18 protein-coding genes are annotated in these 20,476 nt (G+C 73.6%); 11 read left to right on the forward strand and 7 right to left on the reverse strand.

The annotated features are described in order from the left end of the window. Positions 1-161 precede the first annotated feature (161 nt). Positions 162-1,205, forward strand: a complete 1,044-nt coding sequence (locus ACFWGZ_RS10740) for a sporulation protein (protein WP_382451260.1) — start codon at positions 162-164, stop codon at positions 1,203-1,205. A gap of 84 nt (positions 1,206-1,289) precedes the next feature. Then, the gene (locus ACFWGZ_RS10745) at positions 1,290-1,577 is read left to right on the forward strand and encodes a DUF3040 domain-containing protein (protein WP_382451261.1); all 288 of its coding nucleotides are present in this window, start codon (positions 1,290-1,292) and stop codon (positions 1,575-1,577) included. 480 nt (positions 1,578-2,057) lie between these two features. Here ACFWGZ_RS10745 and ACFWGZ_RS10750 read toward each other — a convergent pair whose 3' ends face one another. Then, a complete protein-coding gene (locus ACFWGZ_RS10750) occupies positions 2,058-4,367 on the reverse strand; it encodes an ATP-binding protein (protein ID WP_382451262.1) in 2,310 nt (769 codons plus the stop codon). An 89-nt stretch (positions 4,368-4,456) separates the two neighbouring features. Between ACFWGZ_RS10750 and ACFWGZ_RS10755 the strand changes: the two genes are divergently transcribed. Together ACFWGZ_RS10755 and ACFWGZ_RS10760 are read left to right on the forward strand one after the other, a co-directional pair. Next, entirely contained in the window at positions 4,457-6,382 is a 1,926-nt protein-coding gene (locus ACFWGZ_RS10755) for a PP2C family protein-serine/threonine phosphatase (RefSeq protein WP_382451263.1), read from the forward strand. Then, positions 6,379-6,834: a response regulator gene (locus ACFWGZ_RS10760; RefSeq protein WP_382451264.1), complete on the forward strand. Its 456-nt coding sequence runs from the start codon at positions 6,379-6,381 to the stop codon at positions 6,832-6,834. The genes ACFWGZ_RS10755 and ACFWGZ_RS10760 overlap by 4 nt, the downstream gene beginning before the upstream one ends. A 4-nt stretch (positions 6,835-6,838) precedes the next feature. Here the strand turns inward: ACFWGZ_RS10760 and ACFWGZ_RS10765 are convergent, their stop codons facing one another. After that, positions 6,839-7,192: an ATP-binding protein gene (locus ACFWGZ_RS10765; RefSeq protein ID WP_382451265.1), complete on the reverse strand. Its 354-nt coding sequence runs from the start codon at positions 7,190-7,192 to the stop codon at positions 6,839-6,841. A 104-nt stretch (positions 7,193-7,296) separates the two neighbouring features. Between ACFWGZ_RS10765 and ACFWGZ_RS10770 the strand changes: the two genes are divergently transcribed. Further along, positions 7,297-7,896 (forward strand): biliverdin-producing heme oxygenase, encoded by a 600-nt coding sequence (locus ACFWGZ_RS10770; RefSeq protein WP_382451266.1) that lies wholly within the window; start codon positions 7,297-7,299, stop codon positions 7,894-7,896. Here the strand turns inward: ACFWGZ_RS10770 and ACFWGZ_RS10775 are convergent. After that, positions 7,868-11,032 carry a S8 family serine peptidase gene (locus tag ACFWGZ_RS10775; RefSeq protein ID WP_382451267.1) on the reverse strand — a complete coding sequence of 1,055 codons (3,165 nt, stop codon included), beginning with the start codon at positions 11,030-11,032 and terminating at the stop codon, positions 7,868-7,870. The two genes, ACFWGZ_RS10770 and ACFWGZ_RS10775, sit on opposite strands and share 29 nt — an antisense overlap. 256 nt (positions 11,033-11,288) lie before the next feature. On the opposite strand from ACFWGZ_RS10775, the gene ACFWGZ_RS10780 reads away from it, so the two are divergent. From ACFWGZ_RS10780 to ACFWGZ_RS10790, 3 genes are all read left to right on the forward strand, one after another. Further along, positions 11,289-12,044 (forward strand): hypothetical protein, encoded by a 756-nt coding sequence (locus ACFWGZ_RS10780; protein ID WP_382451268.1) that lies wholly within the window; start codon positions 11,289-11,291, stop codon positions 12,042-12,044. A 155-nt stretch (positions 12,045-12,199) separates the two neighbouring features. Continuing rightward, positions 12,200-13,153 (forward strand): hypothetical protein, encoded by a 954-nt coding sequence (locus tag ACFWGZ_RS10785; RefSeq protein WP_382451269.1) that lies wholly within the window; start codon positions 12,200-12,202, stop codon positions 13,151-13,153. Positions 13,154-13,185: 32 nt separating this feature from the next. Next, a complete protein-coding gene (locus tag ACFWGZ_RS10790) occupies positions 13,186-14,685 on the forward strand; it encodes an alpha/beta hydrolase (protein ID WP_382451270.1) in 1,500 nt (499 codons plus the stop codon). A 46-nt stretch (positions 14,686-14,731) separates the two neighbouring features. Here the strand turns inward: ACFWGZ_RS10790 and ACFWGZ_RS10795 are convergent, their stop codons facing one another. Both ACFWGZ_RS10795 and ACFWGZ_RS10800 read right to left on the reverse strand, forming a co-directional pair. Further along, complete coding sequence (locus ACFWGZ_RS10795; RefSeq protein ID WP_382451271.1) at positions 14,732-15,256, reverse strand: hypothetical protein; 525 nt, start codon at positions 15,254-15,256, stop codon at positions 14,732-14,734. Positions 15,257-15,355: 99 nt separating this feature from the next. Continuing rightward, entirely contained in the window at positions 15,356-16,297 is a 942-nt protein-coding gene (locus ACFWGZ_RS10800) for an NmrA/HSCARG family protein (RefSeq protein WP_382451272.1), read from the reverse strand. A 109-nt stretch (positions 16,298-16,406) separates the two neighbouring features. On the opposite strand from ACFWGZ_RS10800, the gene ACFWGZ_RS10805 reads away from it, so the two are divergent. After that, positions 16,407-17,369 (forward strand): GlxA family transcriptional regulator, encoded by a 963-nt coding sequence (locus ACFWGZ_RS10805; RefSeq protein WP_382451273.1) that lies wholly within the window; start codon positions 16,407-16,409, stop codon positions 17,367-17,369. Between the two features lie 175 nt (positions 17,370-17,544). Here ACFWGZ_RS10805 and ACFWGZ_RS10810 read toward each other — a convergent pair whose 3' ends face one another. Both ACFWGZ_RS10810 and ACFWGZ_RS10815 read right to left on the reverse strand, forming a co-directional pair. Beyond that, on the reverse strand, positions 17,545-17,886 hold the full coding sequence (locus ACFWGZ_RS10810) for an STAS domain-containing protein (protein ID WP_382451274.1): 342 nt from the start codon (positions 17,884-17,886) through the stop codon (positions 17,545-17,547). Between the two features lie 83 nt (positions 17,887-17,969). Next, positions 17,970-18,869, reverse strand: a complete 900-nt coding sequence (locus ACFWGZ_RS10815; protein ID WP_382451275.1) for a LysR family transcriptional regulator — start codon at positions 18,867-18,869, stop codon at positions 17,970-17,972. 106 nt (positions 18,870-18,975) lie between these two features. Between ACFWGZ_RS10815 and ACFWGZ_RS10820 the strand changes: the two genes are divergently transcribed. Then, on the forward strand, positions 18,976-19,809 hold the full coding sequence (locus ACFWGZ_RS10820; protein WP_382451276.1) for an aldo/keto reductase: 834 nt from the start codon (positions 18,976-18,978) through the stop codon (positions 19,807-19,809). A gap of 112 nt (positions 19,810-19,921) precedes the next feature. Next, positions 19,922-20,458 (forward strand): M15 family metallopeptidase, encoded by a 537-nt coding sequence (locus ACFWGZ_RS10825; RefSeq protein WP_382451277.1) that lies wholly within the window; start codon positions 19,922-19,924, stop codon positions 20,456-20,458. The last annotated feature ends 18 nt before the right edge of the window (positions 20,459-20,476 follow it).

The raw sequence follows: 20,476 nt of genomic DNA on the forward strand, positions 1-20,476 counted from the left end.
ACCGGGCACAGCTCGCGCTCGTGTCCGACGCGGATCACGTGGTCGGCATCGCGGCACTGGAAGACCTGCTCGAAGAGCTGATCGGCGACTTCGACGACGAGACCGACGCACCGCGTGCCGCGGTGCGCAGCTAACTCACCCCAGTCCCCGCAGGAGGAGACTTGTTCAAGCGGATGCTCGGCGCGTTCGGAGTCGGCGGACCGTCCGTCGACACCGTGCTCGACTCGCCCCACGCCGCGCCCGGCCAGTACGTCACCGGCCAGGTGCGCATCCAGGGCGGCAGCGCGGACGCTGAGATCGGCCAGGTCGTGCTGTCGCTCGTGACCAGGGTCGAGGTCGAGCACGGCGACCACGAGTACGGTGGCGTCTCGGAGTTCTTCCGGTCGATCGTGCAGCAGGGCGTGCGCGTCCCGGCGGGCCAGCTCGTCGCGATCCCGTTCCAGCTGCCGATCCCGTGGGAGACCCCGATCACCGCGGTCGGCGGCGGCCAGCTGCCCGGCATGACGGTCGGCGTGCGCACGGAGCTCGTGATCGCGGGCGCCCCCGACAAGGGCGACCTGGACCCGGTCGTGATCCACCCGCTGCCCTCGCAGGACGCGGTGCTGAACGCCTTCGGCCAGCTCGGCTTCTCGTTCCGCAGCGCGGACGTCGAGGCCGGCCGCCTGCACGGCGTGCCGCAGGAGCTCGGCTTCTACCAGGAGATCGAGTTCTACCCGCCCGCCCAGTTCGCCGGCTCGGTGAGCCAGGTCGAGCTGACGTTCGTCGCCACCCCGCGCGACCTGTACGTGGTCCTCGAGGCCGACAAGCGCGGCGGGATGTTCTCCTCCGGTGGCGACGCGTTCGGCCACTTCAGCGCGTCCCACCAGGAGGCGCAGGGCACCGACTGGGCGGCGGCCATCAACGGCTGGCTCGCCCAGGTCGCCCAGCGCGGCCACGGCAACGCCGCGTTCGGGGGCGGTCACGGTGGGTACAACCCGGCGTTCGGCGGCCAGCCCGGGTACGGCCACCAGCCCGGATATGGGGGCCACCACGGATATGACCAGCACGGCCACCACGGTCACCATGGTCACCGCAGCGGTCCCGGCGTCGGCGGCATGGTCGCCGCCGGTGCGGCCGGTGTCGTCGGCGGCATGGTCCTGGGCGAGGTCGTGGAGGAGGTCTTCGAGGACGAGGGCGGCGACGACTTCGCCTTCGGCGAGGAATGACCTGACGTTCCGGCACCGGCGCCCCCGCGGGGGCGCCGGACCGGTGCGGCACAGGACGGAGCACGGCAGAGCGGGAGGCACTCGATGGCGCTGGCAGACCACGAGAAGCGCGAGCTCGACGAGATCGAGCAGCGGCTGTTCGACGACGACCCGAAGTTCGCCGCGAAGCTGACCAAACCCTCGGTGCTGGTCTTCCTGTCGCGCAAGACCCTGCTGGTGCTCGGCGTGATCGCGGTGTACCTGGGCGCCCTGCTCGCGGTGGTCGCGGGCGTGACGTGGTCGTCGGTCGCGCTGGTCGTGCTCGGCGCCCTGCTGGGCACCGGGGTGTTCGCGGGGTTGATCGTGCTGGCCTGGCGCGGGCGCCGAAAGTAGACGAGTCGGGGCCGTCGGCTCGCGTTCGTGTGGCGCGGGGGCTGGGCTGTGGTGCCGCGGCGGCCCGGTGCGTCGGCCTGCGCCGCGCTTGCGGCCTGCGCCGCCTTGTCGGCGTGTGCTGCGCTTGCGGCCTGCGCCGCCTCTCGGCTTGTGGCTGCCCTTCCGGCTTGTGCCGCTCTCCGGCCTGTGCTGCCTCTCGACTTGTGCTGCCCTTACGGCCTGTGCCGCTCTCGGCTTGTGCCGCCTTCCGGCCCGCGCTGCCCCTCGGCCTGTGCCGTCCTTGCGGCCTGTGCCGCGCCGGCCCGCGCTGCCCCTCGGCCTGTGCCGTCCTTGCGGCCTGTGCCGCGCCGGTCTGCACTGCCCCTCCGGCCTGCGCCGCTCTTCGGCCTGCATCGCGCCTCGGCCTGCACTGCCCGTCCGGCCTGCTCCGCCCCTTCCGGCCTGCTCCGCCCCTTCCGGCCTGCGCCGCCCCGGGCTGCCTCAGACCTGCGGCTCGCCCGTCCTCGGCAGGGTGAACCTGACCGTCGTGCCGCCCCCCGGCGTGGCCTCCAGCCGCACCTCGCCGCCGTGCCGCTCGACGATGCGGTGCACGATCGCGAGCCCCGCGCCGTGGCCGCCGCCGTGTTCGTCGCGCTTGTGCAGCCTGCGGAACAGCCGCAGGACCTCGGTGCGGTGCTCGGGCGGGACGCCGATGCCGTTGTCGCGCACGACCACCGCGTCCCCGTCGAGGGTGACGGCCACCGTGCGCGGGAGCTCCGGGCGGGCGTACTTCGCGGCGTTGACCAGCAGGTTGACCAGGACCTCCGCCAGCCGGTCGGGATCGGCCCGCACCTGTCGTCCCGGTTCGGGCAGGGCGACCTCGACCTTCCGTTCCGCGAGGCGCGGGCCCGCGATCTCCAGCGCGGCCACGACGGCGTCGCGCAGGTCGATCTCCTCGCGGCGCAGGGAGCCCTGGCCGAGCTGGGCGAAGTGCAGCAGCGAGTTGATCAGCTCGTCCATCCGCTGGGCCAGGCGTTGCACGGTGTCGAGCCTGCGGACCGTCGTCTCGTCGAGGTCCTCGGCGTCCTCGCGGATGAACGCCGTGGAGTTGAAGATGCCGCGCAGAGGTTCCTTGAGCTCGTGCGCCGCCACGTGCGCGTAGGTGTCGAGGTCGCGGTTCGCCCGGTTGAGCTCGTCGTTCAACGTCGTCAGGCGTGCGTTGTGGCGCAGCACCATCGTGGTGATCGCACGGCCGAACTCGCTGGCCACGGCCTCGTCCGACGCCGTCCAGGGCACGCAGTGACCCCTGGTCACGGCCTTGTAGACCGCCGACGAGCCGCGCGGGGTGAGGCGTTGGCCGCGTTCGCCGAGCTGCACCGGGGTGTTCGGGTCCGTCGCCCACGTCCTGCTGGCGCGGCGTTCCGGGCGCACCCACGCGATCAGGTCGCCCGTGCCGGACAGGGCGAGCACCAGCGCCCCGCTCAGGCCTTCGGCGTGCGGGGCCATGGCGGGGTCGTGCGCGGTCAGGTTGTCCGCGCTCCACACCTCGCCTGCGTTCAGGGCGGGCACCACGGTCCACAGCGCGGCCAGGCCCGCCCGCAACGCCTCCTGGTCGCCGCCGCTCACGACCGTCGTCCGGCCGTCGAGCCGCAGCACCACGGCCCGCGCGTCGATCAGCTCGTGCAGCAGGTCGACGCTCGTCGAGACGGACTGGGTGATGTCGGTGCTGAGGTCGGTGACCAGCCGCGACAGCGCCGTGCGGGTGTGGTGGCGCGCCTCGGAGGTCTGCGCCTCCTCCAGGGCCGCGAGCTGCAGCGACAGCGTGACGCCGAAGAACTCGCAGGCCGAGCGCACCTCCGGGTCGAGGCGGCGGGGCGCGATGCCGTGGCACGCGATGAGCCCCCACAACGATCCGGAGTGCAGCAGCGACACCGACATCGAGGACGACACGCCGATGTTGCGCAGGTACTCCAGGTGGAACGACGAGACCGTGCGCAGCGCCGAGTCGGACAGGTCGAGCGGCGCGGCCGTGCCCGGCAGCACCCGGGGCAGCAGCGTCGCCGTGGCGTCGTCCACGTCGTTGATCACGCGGATCCAGTTGCGCTCGTAGAGCCGGCGCGCCTGGGGCGGGATGTCGGTCGCGGGGAACCACAGCCCGAGCCACGGGTCCAGCCCGTCGGCCACCGACTCCGCGATCACCTCGCCGGGTCCCGCCTGACCCTCGAACCGGTAGGCCACGACCCGGTCGTAGCCGGTCAGCGCCCGGATCTCGGCCACCGCCGACGCGCACACGTCGACGACGGTCCGCTCGTGCTGCAGCTTCGTGAGCGAGGTGCGCAGCCGCGGGTAGAACTGGGAGAAGCGGAACCCCTCGTCCTCCGAACGGGGCTCGAACTCGAGCACGGTCCGGCCGTCCGCGCGGTACACGGTGACGTCGAAGTTCTCCCCGGAGGCGGGCAGCACGACCCCGCACAGCCCGCGGTCGCCGGTCGGGGCCTCCAGCGTCGCGCGCACGGCGGCGACGCCCCCGGCACCGATCACGGCCTCCACCGGCGTGCCGATCAGGGCCTCCGGGGAGCTGCCGAGCACCGCCGCGGTGTTCTCGCTCGCGACCTCGACCACGCCCGCGTCGTCGACCGCCAGCAGGGCGCCGGAGGACTGGATGCCGCCCAGCAGGTGGATCGGCTCGGTCAGGCACACGGTCAGGTCGAACGACGTCGTGCCGGCGGCGGCCTCCGCCTGTGCGGCGCGCACCCATTCGGGGTCCAGACCGGCCTCGTCGGTACCGGGAAGTTCCTGATCGTCGTGCATACTCGTGCCTGCTTCTTCCGGTGGGCGTGCGGTTCGTCGCGGAGACTGTCGCAGGACGGCGTGAACACGGGAACGGAGGTGCCGGCCAGATGACCGAAGAGGGTGGCCCGGCCTGGCCGGACCTGTTGCACGCGTTGTGGGGCACGGCGTTCGCGGCGGGCAGCACCAAGGTCTTCGCGAAGGAACTCTACCTGGGCCTGCTGGAGCTGCCCGGCGTCCGCAGCGTGCTCGGCGCCCGGACCGGCCCCGACGGCGGCGTGCTGGTCGTGCGCTGGGCCGACCACGAGCACGGCGTGACCACCGGGACCGCCGGACTCGCCGGGGACGTCGCGCCGTGGATCGCGCACGCCGCGGAGCTGCCCTCGCGCGAGGCCGGGCAGACGCGGATCACGGACCTCGGTGTGGACGAGCTGGCCGGGTTCGCCCCCGCGCTCGCGGTCCGCGTTCGCGAGGCTGGTGGCCGCGCGGTCGTCGCCGCGGCGTTCCGCGCGGCGGCGGGCGACAACGGGATGCTGCTCGTCGGCCTGGCGCGGCCTCCCGAGGACGAGCAGGTCGCGCGGGCGCTGGAGCAGATCGCCGACGTGGTGATCGCGGCCGACGACCGGATCGCCGACCAGGCGCTGCTCGACAACCGGCTCGCGGCCGACGCGGTGCTCGCCGAGATGTCGCTGCGGCTCGCCCGGTCGCTCGACGTGGAGGAGACGCTGCGGGCCGTCGTGCGGATGGCCGTGCCGGGACTCGCCGACGGCGCCGCCGTGCACGTCCAGCGCGACCACGCGCTGGTCCAGATCGCCGCCGCCCACGTCGACGTGCAGCGCGAGCGCCTGCTCAACGCCCATCTGCGCGATGGCCGCTGGGCGGGCGTGCAGGTGGGCGACGACAACGAGATCGACCCGTCGCCGTCGGGGTTGCCGCGGGACGTCGGCCTGGAGCTGATGACGAGCGCGGTCCTGCGGGCGCGGGGCCGGGTGCTGGGCGTGCTCACGTTCTTCCACCGGGCCGGGGCCCGCCGGGTGCCCACCAGGGAGTTCGTCCGCGACATCGCCGCCCGTGCCGCGCTCGCCATCGACAACGCGACCCTCTACGGCGAGCGGCGCGCCGAGGTCGAGGAGCTCCAGCAGCACCTCCTGCCGTCGGTGCTGCCGGAGCTCGACGGCGTCGAGGTGGCGACCGGCTACAACGTGGCGGGCCACCTGCTCGACGTCGGCGGCGACTTCTACGGCGTCGTGCGGCAGCCGGGTGACGGGTTCACCGCGCTCATCGGCGACGTCTGCGGCCGTGGCGCCGCGGCCGCCGCGCTCACCGGCCTCGCCCGGCACACCGTGGAGACGATGCTGGAGGAGGGCGGGCGGCCCGAGGACGCGGTGCGCCTGCTCAACGCCAAGATGCTGCGCAACCAGGTCGGCAAGTTCCTCACCCTGGCCATGGTCACCTTCGGCACACCGGGGCCCGGAGGCCTGCCGATGCGGTCGCTCACGGCGGGCCACCCGCCGCCGGTGATCATCCGGCGGGACGGCCGGGTCGAGGAGACGGCCTGCCGCGGCCAGCTGGTCGGCGTGCTGGACGAGGTGTCGCTCAGCCAGTCCGACGACGTGCTCGAGGCCGGCGACTGCGTGGTGCTGTTCACCGACGGGCTCGTCGAGGCGCGGAACTCCTCCGGGGCGTTCTTCGGCGACGAGGACCTGGAGCCGACGCTGTCCGCGCTGCACGCCCTGCCGCTGCCGGAGATGGCCGCGGCCCTGGTCGCGGGCGACGGGCGCTACGCCGTGGACGACGACGCGGCGGTGCTGCTGATCCGCTACCGCGGTCACCGCGCGCTCGACGCCGTGCTGCCGGCGGAGCAGGCGCCGCGGGCCGCGCTCGCCGCCGCCGCGTCGCTGGGCAGGCCGGGCCTGCCGGACCGGCTGACCGTCTCGCCGGGACCGGGCGAGGTCACCGTCACGGTGGACGGGGACGCCACGTGGGCGAGAATCGAGTTCAGGGGAGACGAGCAGACGTGGTGGGAGGTCCTGTGACGGCCGCCGGCGAGCAGGTCGTGCTGGTCGTCGAGGACAGCGAGGAGGACCGGGAGGCGATCCAGCGCGCCCTGTCGCGCTCGCACCCGGAGCTCGCGCTCGAGTTCCTGCCCGACGGCCACCTGGTCGCGGACCGGTTGCGCGACACCGCCCTGCCGCACCCCGTGCTGGTGCTGCTCGACCTGAACATGCCGGGCGCGGACGGCTACCGCGTGCTCTCCGACCTGCGCGCCGACCCGGACCCGCGGCTCAGGGACGCGCTCGTCGTCGTGTTCACCTCGTCGACGACCTCGGCCGACATCGACCGGTGCTACGAGGCCGGCGCGGACAGCTACGTCTACAAGCCGGTGAACTTCGCGCTGTTCCGGACGGTCCTGCAGGGCGCGGTCGCCTACTGGCACACCAACGGCTTCACCCGCCCCGGCACGCCGCCGGAGGACGCCGGGCGCTGACCGGTCAGGCCAGGTCGAACTCCGCCCACACGACCTTGCCGTGCTCGGTGACCCGCTGCCCCCACCGGGTCGACAGCACGTGGACCAGCGTCATCCCGCGGCCACCCGTGGTCGTGCCCTCGGTCCGCCGCGCCGGGATCACCGAGCCGTCCTCGGCCTCGAACCGCACGAAGCCGTCGCCGCGCACGAGGCGCACCCTCCTCGGGGCCCGGCCGTGCCGCAGCGCGTTCGAGGTCAGCTCGTCCGCGACGAGGACGACATCCTCCGCCAGGCCAGCGGGCAGGCCGGCGAGCCGTTCCCGCACCAGGGCGCGGGCCCGGTGCAGTTCGCCGTGGTCGTCTCCCAGCTCGATCGTCATCGTCGTCCAGGACTCCTCCGCCAGGGGTCTCCTGCCAGGAGTTCGCGCCGGCGGCCGGTTCGGTTCGCCGTTGGCCGAACGTCCGGGCCGACTAGGATGCGCAGGTGAGCCTCCTGGCGCGTCTGCGCACCGACACCCGCGCCGCTCACCTCGCCCTCGACGGCGCCGTCGGCTTCCGGCCGGGATCGATCACGGCCTCCCGCTACGAGGAGGTCCTCGCGGCGTTCCTGGGAGTGCACGAACCGCTGGAGGAGGCCCTGGAGGCGTCGATCGCGGCCCACGGGCTGCCGTGGGAGCTGTCGCCCGGAGCCGGCCGGCTCGCCGCGGACCTGCGCGGCCTCGGGTGGAGCGCCGCGCGGATCGCGGAGCTGCCCAGGGCGGCACCGCCGGTGGTCGCGACGGTGCCCGCGCTCGTCGGGTCCCTGTACGTCGTCGAGGGCGCGAAGCTCGGCGGTCAGCTGATCACCCGCTGGGTGGCCGACGCGCTCGGGGCGGCTCCGGTCTCGTTCTTCGCCGCGGACGGCGACGCACGCGCGCGGTTCCGCCGGTTCGGCGCGCTGGCCGAGACCGTGCTGACCCCCGGCGACGCGTCCGCCGCGAGCGAGGCGGCGGTCCTGCACTTCCGTCTGGTGGACGACTGGCTGGCGGGCCGCGTCCGGCCCGCCGGCCCTCGTCTCACCGTGCCCGCAGCGCGTACGCCCTGATCACCGTGACCTGCGACGAGTTGCCCCTGCTGTCGGTCGCCGACGCGCGCAGGGACACGTGTCCGGGTCCCGCAGGGTGCCGCAGCAGTGCGCGATCTCCGAGCACCGGCGCCGCGTGCCAGGTCGCGCCATCGTCGTAGGAGACGTCCACGGTGATCCGCCGGACCCGGCCGGCGCCGCCGTCCGCGTACTGCTGCACCCGCAGCGGGACCGTGAAGAGCCGTCCGCCGGGAGCGGAGGCCGCGGCGTCGAGCTCCGGCGCGAAGCGGACCGCCGAGAGCGGGAGGGCGGCGGTGCCTTCGATGTGCGCTGAGGTGAACTCCCACACCGCGCTCACCCGCGTACTCGTGGCGGTCGCGTCGTTCGTGGTGGAACGGGTCCCGCGCACGTCGAGCCGCAGCCGGGTGCGGTCGGCGGGCAGCGGGTAGGTGCCGGTGGGGTCCGCGGGGATCGGCCGGCCGGTGCCGAGGTTCGTGAGCGTCATCGTCTCCGGCTCGGACATCGGGACCGCGCCGCGGTTGCCCGCCGCGTCGCCGTGGAGCACCGGGTAGCCGGGCACCAGCACGTCGCCGGCGCGCCGCAGGTCGAACCCGTCGCCGACGGACACCGCCGTCGGTCCGAGCACCGGTGTCATCACGCTCGTCCTGGTGGTGCGCCCGGCCCGGAACGCGGTGAACGGCGTCCACGCCGTGTGGATCCGCCGCCACGACTGGTCGTGGTCGAGGTAGGTGTAGCTCCACCGCGTGCCGCTGGAGCCCGGTGTCGCGCGCAGCCGCAGCGTCGTGACGCCGCTGATGTCGATCGCCGGGCCGAAGGTGGAGGCGTGGTCGGACCGCGTGCCGGCCGACCACGGTTCGACGTAGGTGTGACCGCCCTCGGGCCGCGGGGGCAGCGCGGTCTCGCGCAGTTCGAGGTCGGACGTCCGGACCGCGCGGCGGATGCCGTTCGGCACCTGGTCGGCCCAGTCCCAGCCGAGCGTGTAGAGGCCGTCGGTGCCCGACCGCCAGTGGGAGTTCACGTACCCCGTCACGCGGCCGTCCGGGAGGGTCCCGCCCGTGCGGCCGACGCGGAACGCGCGCCCGCCACCGGAGAAGCCGCCGAAGGACGCGAACTCGTAGTTCAGCCCGGCGCCGGGCACCGAACCCCTGGCGCGCAACGCGATCGTGCCGATCTGCTCCGCCGCGGCCGGGTCGTCCGGCAGGGAGATGTCGACGGGCCCGGCCTGGCGCGCGTCGAGGACCACTTGGCGGTCGGCGCCGAGGTCGAGGTCGGCGTGGACCACGAGGTTGACCTCGGTGCGCGTGGAGATCACGCCGGTGATGCCGTAAACCCCCTTGGGCAGCCGGACGAACCCCTTGCCCTCGTCGTCGGTCGCCACGTCCGCCGGTGGTGCGACCCGGTCGAGCCGGTAGACGCTGACGCTGGACGAGTCCGGCGCGCCCTGCGCGTCGAGCGTCGCGAGGTCGAGCCGGTAGGTCTCGTCCTCGACCGTGAGCGCCACCGGGGTGCGCACCCGCGCACCGCCGCCGGTCGCGACGAGCGCGCCCTCGTGCACGCCGTACCGGGTGGTGCCGCGGCTGTCCGCCGTCACGGTGGCCGTCGCCCGGCCGCCGGCCGGAACGGTCAGGGAGGCGGGGGAGACGGTGATCGCGCCCTGTGCCGCCGTGCCTTCCAGCGCGAGGCCGAGCACGACCGGTTCCGCGCCGGTGTTGCGGTAGGTGACCTGCTCGGCGATCGGCTCGTCGTCGTCATGCGGCCACGCCTGCACGCCGAACGACAGGCTCGCGGGCTCGGCGTGGACGGTCTGGGCGATCGCCCTCGTCACGTCCACGCGTCTCGCGCCCTGGGCGAAGACGCTCAGGCCCTTCGCGGGCTCGGCCGATCCCACCAGCGCCGACTTGAGCTGCGCACCGGTCCAGTCCGGGTGGAGCTGGGCGAGGAGCGCGGCGGCGCCCGCCACGTGCGGGGCCGCCATCGACGTGCCGGACATCCGCACGTAGCCCGGGTCGTCGGCCGGCGTGCCGATGCTGCCGTGGACGGCCTTCGCGGCCGCGATGTCGACGCCGGGCGCGGTGATGTCGGGCTTGATCGCGCCGTCGCCGACCCGAGGCCCGCGCCCGGAGAACGACGCGATCGCGTCGCCGGCGTCCACGGCGCCGACGGTGAGCGCGGCGTCGGCCGACCCGGGACTGCCGAGCGTGGTCTCCCCGGGCCCGGAGTTCCCGGCGGAGACCACGAACAGCGCGCCGCTCTCGGCCGACAGCGCGTCGACCGCCTGCTCGATCGGGTCGGTGCCGGGGGAGTCGAAGGGCGAGCCGAGGCTCATGTTGACCACGTCGGCGCCCTGGTCGACGGCCCACCGCATCCCGGCGAGGATCGCCGAGTCCTGGCAGTAGGTGCTCTCGCAGACCTTGCCGACGAGCAGCTTCGCCCCCGGCGCGACACCGGTGTACCGCCCGCCGAGGCCCGCGCCGCTGCCCGCGATGATCGACGCGACGTGCGTGCCGTGCCCGACGGTGTCGTCGACGCCGGGCTCGGACGTGAAGCCGGCCGCGGCGGCGATCCGCCCGGCCAGGTCGGGGTGCGTCTCGTCGACCCCGGAGTCGAGCACCGCCACCGCGACCCCGGCCCCGGTCACCCCGGCCTGCCAGGCGCCGGGCGCGCCGATCCGCGCGACCCCGGGCTGCACACCGAGCTTCTTCTTGCCGTCCAGCCACACCTTGTCGTGCCCGGCCACGAGCGCGCCGAGCCCGACACCGCCGTGCGGCCCGGCGGCCGAGAACCGCCCGGAGTCCTCGACGATGACCGGCGTGGCGTCGGTGTACCCGAACTCGCGCAACGCGTTGACGTCGAACAGCGCCTTGTCGAGCCGCCCGGCCGCGATGAGCGGCTCCGCGTCGTGCGGGACGACGTACCGGTGCCGCCCTGTCGTGGAGATCCCGAACATCGCGTGCTCGCGGCCCTGGGCGGGCACGATGCCGATCCCGTTGCGGGAGAACGTGATCCGGTCGCCGGTGACGAGGGTGACCTGGTCGGTGCCGGGCGGTGCCGCTGTGGTGGGTGCTGCTGCGGCGGGTGGTGCGGGGACGGCCAGCAGGACGAGGGCGGCGCCGAGCGTGGCCAGGCGTCTGCGCATGGGGAAACGACCTCCGTGTCGACGACGTGGGCGAGACCGTTCACCGCGCGGCAGAGCGGTGCCTGTCGGGGACTGCGGCACAACGGACCGAATCGGTCGGACCTTCGGTCTGCATCGGGGACCAATGGTGTGAGAGCGCTCTCATCGTGGCGTGGGTGTGTTGGCGCTGTCAACGGCCGGGCTCGTGATCGCCCGACGGGCGTGCACGGCCGGCAGGTGCTTTGCTGGCAGCCGCGCTCGGACGAGGGAGGTGCGCGTGGAACCGGTCGCCGGTGGCAACGACTCCGTGCTGGGCAGGCTGCTCGAGGAGATCTCGTGGGAGGGCTCGTCGGTCCGCCGCTACCGCGACGGTGGCCGGGGCCTGGAGAACGTCCTGACCGCGGAAGTGCTGACGGCTCTGGACTTCCTGCCGCGCCGGGCGTTCCTGGGGGCGGTGCTGGACCACGCGCACGGCGCGGACGAGGCGCGGCGGCTGCTGTCCCGGCAGGTCGAGGAGGCGACGCTGACGTTCCTGCCGGAGGAGATCGTTCTCCGCCCGGACCAGCGGTCACGCGGAGAGCGGTTGATCGTGCAGCCCGACGCGTCCCTCTCGGCCGCCTCGGCCTACGCGCTGGTGGAGGCCAAGAGAATCCGGCGCAGTTCCTTCCAGCCGCAGCAGCTGGCGCGCGAGTACCTGGGGCTGACGCGGGACGCGGGCACGCGCGTGCCGCTGCTGCTGGTGATCCTCGGTGCCGCACCTCCCGTGGCGATCGTCGGAGGAGGCCGGATGACGATCGAGGACGCCATCGCGAGCCATCTGCCGGTGGTGCACGGTCTCATGGGCGATCACCCGGTGCCGCTGGAAGAACTGGCCGCCCGCATGCCCGACGTCTGCGCCTGGACCACCTGGCGCGAACTGACCGACGTCGTGCTGGAGCAGCAGAGCCGGCTCGCCGTCACCGATCCCTCGGCCGCGGGTTCGATCGACCGGCTCGTCACGTCGCTGGTCCGATCCGTGGCACGGCACTCCTGACCGTCTCGATCACGGCCGCCTTTATATATCGTCTCACGATATATATCGTTCTGTGATATACGTGGATCCATGACCTTCCTGACGCCGGCCACGAACGTCGATGCCGCCGGCGCGGTGTCGCGAGCCCGATGGCCCGGTGCGACTGGCAGCTGGGCATGATCAGCGCCGAAGCCCGGTACCGCACGCTGGTGCGGGTGCTCCCGGCCTGGTACCGCGACGAACGCGGTGACGAGGTGGTCGGCACTCTGCTCGACCTGCACGGCGAGCGGGCCCGCGCGGCGCTGTGGAACGAGCTGTGGGCGTTGCTGGCGCTGGGGATGCGCACCCGTCTGGCGGCCGGGGCGGCACCCGCCCGTGCGGTCGCCCTCGGCGATCTGGTGCGGCAGGTCGCGCTCCTCGGGCTGCTCTGGGGCGTGCTCAGGTCCGCCGGCAAAGTCGGCGAGGGCGTCTGGGTGTTCGTGGCGTTCTCCGACCAGGGCTACGCCTACCGCGCGGCGTTGGTGTCCAGTCTGGCCAAGGGGCTCGTCCCGCTCGCCGCCGCGCTGGTCCCGCTCGTGCTGCTGGTGGACGGGTGGCGCCGCCCGGCCAGGATCGCCGCCGGGGCGGTCCTGGCCGTGGGCGCGGTCCTGTTCCTGGCCGGGCACCGGTCCGATCTCGGCCCCGGGCCGGTCCTGTACTTCGCTCCGCAGTGGCTTCCGCTGGTGCTGGTGCTGGTGGCCTTCCACGTCGACGCCCCGGTGCCGCCGGCGCGGCCGTGGTGGTGGGCCATCGGCGCGAGCCTGGTCCTCGCCCCCGCTCTCGCGCTCGGTGTCGTCTTCTCGGGCGCACTGGGCCGCGTGGCCGGTGTGTCCCCGCTCGTCTGGCTGTGCGCCATCGCGGGAGTCGGATGTCTGCTGCTCCGGCGTCGCAACGGACCACGCTCGGCACGGACGCTGGCGACTGCCCTGTGCATCGCGTTGGTGTTGGTCCAGAACCTGGTGCTGAAGAACGGAATCGCACCGTCCGGCGTGGTGGTGGTCGCGCAGGTGTGCTGTGTCGTCGCCATCGTCGTGGCACTGACCGTCGTGGGAATTCGGGACTACCGAAGGACTGTCGCGCGCCACGACTGAACGAACGCAACACGACAGAGGGAGATGGTTCGATGAAGCTGTTACGTGGCACAACGGCGTTGTCCTGCGCGCTGGCGGTTGTTCTCGCCGGGACCGGCGGTGCGGGCGCCTCCGGCGAGGGGGCGCCGGGCGTGGCCCGCCCGGTGTCGTCGATCGACTGGCAACCCTGCGACGGGCACGCGGCGCTGGACTGCGCGACCGTGCCCATGCCGATCGACCGGGCGGACCCGGCCGGTGCGACCGTGCCGATCGCGGTCGCCCGCGCGAAGGCGGCGAAACCCCTGCAGCGCAAGGGAGTGCTGATGGTCAATCCCGGTGGGCCGGGGGGTTCCGGGGTCGATTTCGCGTTCCGCGTCGCGGAGGACCACGAGTTCTCCCAGGCGTTGCTGGACAGCTTCGACATCATCGGGTTCGACCCGCGCGGCGTTGCCCGCAGCGCGCAGCTCCGGTGCGACGCCGGTGTGCTCTGGGAGACGTGGCCGTGGGATCCGATGTCCGAAGAGGACTTCGGCGGGGTGCTCGCCCACAACGACAGGGTCGCCCGGAGTTGCCAGCGGGACAACGGTGCGCTGGCCGACCACGTCGACACCACCAGTGTGGTGCGGGACATGGACGCGCTGCGCGAGTTGCTCGGCGAGGACACGATCAGCTTCTACGGCAGGTCCTACGGGACGCTGATCGGCCAGCAGTACGCCGAGTCGTTCGGCCGGAACCTGCGCGCGCTGGTCCTCGACTCGAACATGGACCACAGCGCGGGAGTCGCGGACAGCCTGGTGCCGGAGAACCTGGCCCTCGAGCGGTCCTTCACCGAGTTCGCGGCCTGGTGCCGGCGCACCCCGTCCTGCGTCTTGCACGACCGGGACGTGCTCGCCCTCTGGGACGACCTCTACGCCAAGGCCACCGCGGGCGAACTGGGCTGGGCAACGCCCAAACACCTCCGATCGCGGGCCTCGTGGTCGATGTACGACCCGGAGAGGTGGTTCGGCCTGGCGGAGTTCCTCGAGTCGGCCGCGGAGGGCACCGGGGCCGCCCGGTCCGCGCGACCCGACGAGGAGCTGGCGACGACCACGCAGCCGATCTGGTGCGGTGACTGGCAATGGGGCGAGGCCGACAGCTACGCGGCGCTGAGCACGTACCGGGCACAGGCCGAAGCCGTCGCACCCCACACCCGGCTGACCCCGTTCTACGAGGACGTCCTCGCCTGCCTCGGCTGGACCGGCGCGGTGAACAACCCGCAGCGTCCGCTGCACGTGCCGCACGCCCCGCCGATCCTGATGACCAACAGCCTGCACGACGTCGCCACGCCCTACGAGTGGGCGCAGAACGTCGCCCGCCACCTGCCCACCGCCACCCTGCTCACCTACGACGGCACCGGCCACGGCAACTACCTGCTGAGCACCTGCGCCCGCGCGGCGATCGACACCTACCTGCTCACCGTCCGGACACCGGCCCCCGGCACGCACTGCCCGGCGGAATGGCCCACCGCCGAGCCGGCCGGCACCACGTACCCGAACACGCCCGCCGTGCGTTAGCGGAGCGCGCAGCGGGACCGCCGGGAACGGCGGTCCCGCGGTGGTGTCACCACTGGTGGGCGACGTCCACCACGATGCGGTCGGTCAGCGTGAACACGCGGAACGGCAGGCGTGCGCGGACACCCAGACCGAGGTCCGTGGTGCCCTCCCAGGAACCGGCCCAGGCGACCTGGCGGAACGTCCGGTAGCCGGTCACGTCCACGACCTCGGCCGGGTTCGCCGGCTGGTAGGTCGGGGTGAAGTTCTCGTCGTAGGACGGCGAGTACGCCACGACGAGCAGCTTCGCCCCGCTCCGCAGCGCGACCGGCTCACCCGACCCGACCTGGCGCACCTCGTCGGTGTACGTCACGTGGTGGGCGCCGTTGGCCTGGTGGGTGTCGATCACCAGGCGGTCGAAGCACTCGTGCTGCCCCGAGCGCACGTCCGTCACGCTTCCCCCGGCACCGGGAGTCAGCGTCTTGGTCCCGGATCCCCAGTTCACCGGCGCACAGGCGGCGGAGGCACCGGCCGTCGCCGGCGCCACCACCACGGCCGCCAGCACGGCGGCGACCACCAACGCGAATCCGCGCATGGACTTTCCCCTTTCCCCAGCGGGCTTCCCGCCCGTTGCAGACGGGACGCACCGGTGGTGGCGCGGGTTGTCCTGCCCGTGGCGGATCTTGCGGGGAGATCACCCGTTCGCCGCGGCCCAGTCCGTCCGGCGCGCCCAGGTCTCGAAGTCCAGCAGGCCGGGGTGCAGCGCGCGCAGCGCGGGGAGGTCCCGGTCCAGCGCGACGACGTCGCGGTCCTCGAAGAACTCGAACATCGCCGCGAGGTCGTGGCCGAAGACCGGGATCGACGACCGCAGCGCCTCCAGCGGCACCGGCTCGTACCGCGCCGGTCGGCCGGTGGCGCGTTCGAACGCCGCCGCGATCTGGTCTCCGGTCAGGCTGTCCGCGGCGACGGCGAGGTCGCGCGCTCCCCAGGTCTGCCAGTTCTCCAGGGCGTGCACGGCGAACCAGGCGATGTCGTCGAGACCGATCAGCGGGTAGCGGCCCTGCCCCAGCGGGAACTCGAACACGACCCCGTCGCCTTCGCGGCGCGGGCGGAGGCGGTCGAGGAAGTTCTCGAAGTACGGCGCGGTCGTCAGCACCGAGACGTGGTGGGTGTACCAGCCGTCGGGTTCCTGGCGCATCATCTCGTCCGCGCGCCGCAGGCCGATGTGCGCGGCGACCGCGGCCTTGCTGTCGTAGTGCGGCACCGGGATCCGGCCGCCGGTGAGGGTGACGGCGGAGTCGAGCGACGACCAGACGAAGCGGTCGACGTGCGCGGCGCGGGCCGCCTCCAGCAGGCGCAGGCCCTGGTCGTGCTCGGCCGGGACGGAGCCGGACGAGAAGAAGTCGGTGTTGCAGAAGACGCGGTCGGCCGACTCCACCGCCGCGCGGACGGACGCGTCGTCGCCGACGTCGCCCCGCACGAGCCGGACGCGGCTGTCGGAGGCCAGGGCGCGGGCCCGGGGCGACGACGGGTCGCGGGTCAGGACGCGGACGGTGCCGGTGGTGGCTTCGAGCAGGCGCGCGACCACGCGGCCGCCCATCGCTCCGGTTCCGCCGATGACGAGGGTTTCATCCATGGGAGAACTTCTGCCTTCTGTTCGGTGGTGCGGTGTGCGGTCACGATCTTGGTGACGATCCCGGGCCGGCGGAATTGGCCCGCAGGACAATGAAGGTAATATTCGGGCCATGTCGCATCTCGTGGCCGTGCTGGCCCTGGACGGCGTCAAGCCGTTCGACCTCGGCATCCCCGCGCAGGTCTTCGGCAGCGCGACCGGGAGCGCGGGGGAGCGGCTCTACGAGGTGGTGACCTGCTCGCTGCGCGGGCGGCCGGTGGCGACGAGCCACGACTTCACGATCACCGTCCCGCACGACGAGTCGGTGCTGGCCTCCGCCGGCACGGTCGTGGTCGCGACGCAGGACTTCGGCGGCGGCGTCCCCGAGTCGATCGACGACGAGCTGCGCGCCGCCCTGGCCGCCGTCCCGGAGACGACGCGGATCGTCAGCCTGTGCACCTCGGCCTTCGTCCTCGCCGCCGCCGGGCTGCTCGACGGGCAGCGCGCCACCACGCACTGGGGCATGTGCGGCGAGCTGGCCCGGCGCCACCCCGCGGTCGAGGTGGACGCGAACGTCCTGTTCGTCGACAACGGCCGTGTCCTGACCTCCGCGGGCGTCGCCGCGGGGATCGACCTCTGCCTGCACCTGGTGCGGCTGGACCACGGGGCCGCGGTGGCCAACGCCGCCGCACGCCGGTGCGTGGTCGCGCCGTGGCGGGACGGCGGCCAGGCGCAGTTCATCGAGCAGCCGATGCCCGCCGAGTCCGGCTCGTCGACGTCGGCCACGCGGGAGTGGGCCGTGCGGCGGCTGGCCGACCCGCTCACGCTCGCCGACCTGGCCCGGCACGCGAACATGAGCGTGCGCACGTTCACCCGCCGCTTCCGGGCCGAGGTCGGCCAGAGCCCGCACGAGTGGGTGGTGCGGCAGCGCCTGGACCTCGCCCGGCACCTCCTCGAGACCACCCGGCTGCCGATCGCGGAGGTGGCCGGTGCCGCCGGGTTCGCCGATCCGGTGCTGCTGCGCAAGCACCTGCGCGACATGGTGGGCCTGACGCCGAACGCCTACCGGCGGTCGTACTCCACCGCCCGGCGGTGACGAGGGCGCGGGTGGAACGGGTCGGTGCCGTGGGGACGTCGCGGGGGTGAACACTCCGGCCCCGGCCCACTGCCCGCACGGTGCTCGACGGTGTCCCGCTTCGCCGGCCGCGGAGGCGTCCTCTGCGCCCGGACGACACCGGGCGCGGAACGCCTCGCGGGCCGCCGGCGGGTGCTCAGCGCCGCGTCAGCGCCTGCTCGACGCTGTCGTAGAGCTGGATCAGCTCGTTCAGCGTGGTCGCGCGCAACGCCCGCAGCGAGCTGCCGCCCGGCGCCACCACCCGCAGCGGGGTGCCGTGGTCCGCGCCGCGCAGGTGGTACTCGACCAGCACGGACAGCCCGGACGAGGCGAGGAAGTCGACGCCGGTCATGTCCAGGACGACCACGCGCTTGCGCTCCGCCGCCTGCGTGAACGCCTTGTCGAGGTGCTCGTGCAGCAGGGGCGACGTGTAGGAGTCGACCTCTCCGGTGACCTCGAGGACCACCGCGTCGTCCCGCAGTTCCGTCTTGGTTTCCATCGGTGTGGTTCCTCCTCGCTCCCACCCCAGCCTGACTGCTCGGGTGGCTGTTGTCGATCACGTGCCGGTGACGTTCGGGCCTTTCAGGGCCGGGTGGCTGCCTCCTGCAGGGCGCGCAGGGCCGCCCGGCACGCGGGCCGGTTCGTGCTGCTGCCGCGCCACCACGCGGACACCCGGCGGCGGGGCGCGGGCAGCAGCGGCACGAACCGCACGCCGTCGGGTGCCGGGCCGCGGCCGAGCCGGGGGATGATCGCGGCGCCCAGTCCCGCCGCCACCAGCGCGAGCTGGGTGGAGTGCTCGGACGCGGTGTGCAGGACGCGGCGCTCGACCCCGCCGCTGCGCAGGGTGTTCTCGAGCCAGCCGTGGCAGATCTCGTCGCTGGGCCAGCCCACCCAGTCCTCGCCGCGCAGCTCGTCGAGGGCGACCGCGGCCCGGTCGGCGAGCGGGTGGCGGGCGGGCAGCGCCACGTCGAGGACGTCCTCCAGCACCGGCACCGACGAGATGCCGTCGGGGACCGCGAGCGGTTCCTCCGGCCAGTCCTGCACCACCGCGATGTCGATGTCGCCGTGGCGCAGCTGCGCGATCGACTCGTGCGGCTCCAGCTCCACGAGCCGGGCCGACAGGTCCGGGTACCGCTGCCGCAGCGTCCGCAGCACCGGGGGCAGCAGGCCGCGGGCGGCCGTGGCGAACGCGGCCACCACGAGGGTGCCCGCGACGGCGCCGCGGTGGTCGGCCAGGTCGGTCTCGACGAGCTCGACCTGGTGCAGCAGCCTGCCCGCGTGCTCGGCGAGCAGGTCGCCGACGTCGGTGAGCCGGATGCCGCGGCCCTGCCGCTCCAGCAGGCGCTGACCGACCTCGCGCTCCAGCCTGGACAGCTGCTGCGACACCGCCGACGTGGTCACGTGCAGCGCCTCGGCGGCGCCGCGGACCGAGCCCGTCGTGGACACCGCGTGCAGCGTCCGCAGGCGTTCCAGGTTCAACACATCAGCGATGCTACGCAATCCACCCAAGAATGTTTCGATTGTCTTAGCAAATGCGGGTCGGCAGGGTGGGCGCGGACACCGGCCACCACCCCCGCAAGGAGTTCTCGTGCACCCCGATCGGCACCACCTCGTCCTCGGCGGCGACCTCCGCGTCCACCGCCTCGGGTTCGGCGCCATGCGGCTGCCCGCCGACGACCCCGCCGCCGCGCACGCCCTGGCCCGGCGCGCGGTCGAGCTCGGCGTCACCTTCCTCGACACCGCCGACTCCTACGACCTCGGCCGCAACGAGGAGCTGCTCGCCGAGGCGCTGCACCCGTACCCCGGCGGCGTCGTGATCGCCACCAAGGCGGGCCAGTGCCACCCCGGCGACGACTGGATCCCGCTCGGCCGCCCCGAGTACCTGCGCCAGCAGGCCGAGCTGAGCCTGCGCCGGCTGCGGGTCGACCGGCTCGACCTCCTCCAGCTGCACCGGGTCGACCCGCGGGTCCCGCTGGCGGACCAGGTCGGGGCGTTGCGGCGGTTGCAGGACGAGGGGAAGGTGCGGCACGTCGGGCTGTCCGAGGTCTCCGTGCGGCAGATCGCCGAGGCGCAGCGGATCACCCCGGTCGTGAGCGTGCAGAACCGCTACAACCTGACCGACCGGCGCTCGGAGGACGTCCTGGAGCACTGCGAGCGCCACGGCATCGCGTTCCTGCCGTGGCTGCCGATCGCGCCCAGCGTGCGCGCGGACTCGCCGGTGACCGAGGCGGCCCGCCGGCTCGGCGCCACCGCGGCCCAGGTGGCGCTGGCGTGGTTGCTGCGCCGGTCGGACGTGGTGCTGCCCATCCCCGGCACGTCCTCCGCCCGCCACCTCGAGGAGAACGTCGCGGCGACGCGCCTCGCACTGTCCGATGAGGACTTCGAGGCCCTCGGCCGGCTTGGAGCGGTCCCGGTGTCCTGACGTCGCGGCCCTCCTCGCCCACTGGCGGTTAAAGAAAAATTCCAGTGCTGGAGTGCACGGTCGTGCGAACTCCCGTACGAGACCGCTGAGCCAGGAGGAAGAGGCGTTGGACATGGTCCTGCTGTCGGATCCGGCCGTCGAGGCGATCCCGGTGCGCGAGTGCGGCGAGCCGCTGGTCGACCTGCGCACCGTGGCCGCACTGCGGGTCGACGACCGCCTCGCCGGCGAGGAGGGACTGCACGCCCGGCTGCGGATCGGGGTGGTGGACCGGCTGGTCACCGCGCAGACGCTGCTGCCGGTGGAGCTGCGGCTGCTCGTCGTCGAGGGCCACCGGCCGGGCCGGACGCCGCACGCCTGCGGCGCGGCGGTCGACGTGAGCCTGTGCACTGTGGACGCGGACGAGGTCGACCTGGGCACCGCCGTCCACGACGCCTCGACGTCACTGTCCCGCACGGACGACCCGGCGGTCACGGGGGAAGCCCGGAGCAACCGCGACTTCCTCGCGTCGGCGTTGCGCGGCGCGGGACTGGTCAACTACCCGCGCGCGTGGTGGCACTGGTCCTACGGCGACCGGTACTGGGCGTACGTGACCGGCTCTGCGCAGGCGTTCTACGGTCCCGTCCCGGCTGATGTGTGTCCAAACGGCTGAACAGCGGACCCTCCGGGT

The organism is Lentzea sp. NPDC060358 (genome assembly GCF_042725365.1).
In the GTDB taxonomy this organism is placed as follows: domain Bacteria; phylum Actinomycetota; class Actinomycetes; order Mycobacteriales; family Pseudonocardiaceae; genus Lentzea.